Here is a 478-nt window from a genome sequence, read left to right as displayed (position 1 = left end):
AAGCTGTTGCCGCCGGTTTCGACAACGCGCAGTTTCTTCAGGCCCAGGGACTCGGCGACGACGGTCATGAAGTCCTTCTCTTCACGCTGGACGTTGATGCCGTAGGGGCTCTTCTCGTCCGGGCGCAGGGTGAAGGCAACGATCTCTTTTACCACTTCCGGGAAGACAGTGACCAGGTCGCGGTCGCAGAAGCTGAACACGGTATCCAGATGCATCGCTGCGCGGGACTTGGGCAGGCCGGCGATAATTACTTTCTCGGCGGCTCCTTTGGCGAACAGCGCCTGGGCGACTTGGCCAATGGCCTGGCGGGAGGAGCGCTCGCCCATGCCGATCAGGACGACGCCGTTGCCGATGGGCATGACGTCACCACCTTCGAGGGTGGACATGCCGTGGTCCTTGTCCGGATCGCCGTACCAGACTTCGAAGTCGGCGTTGGTGAATTCCGGGTGGAACTTGTAGATGGCGGTGGTCAGCAGGG

Annotated in this window: 1 protein-coding gene; it reads right to left on the bottom strand. The window is 61.7% G+C overall.

Annotation, left to right across the window (positions count from 1 at the left end):
• A partial coding sequence (locus A9513_RS14655; protein ID WP_255302860.1) for an arginine deiminase family protein occupies window positions 1-478 on the bottom strand: 478 nt, incomplete at both ends.

The sequence above is a fragment of the Pseudomonas sp. AU12215 genome (genome assembly GCF_001675465.2).
In the GTDB taxonomy this organism is placed as follows: Bacteria; Pseudomonadota; Gammaproteobacteria; order Pseudomonadales; family Pseudomonadaceae; genus Pseudomonas; species Pseudomonas nitroreducens.
This window is presented reverse-complemented; position numbering and strand designations above follow the sequence as displayed.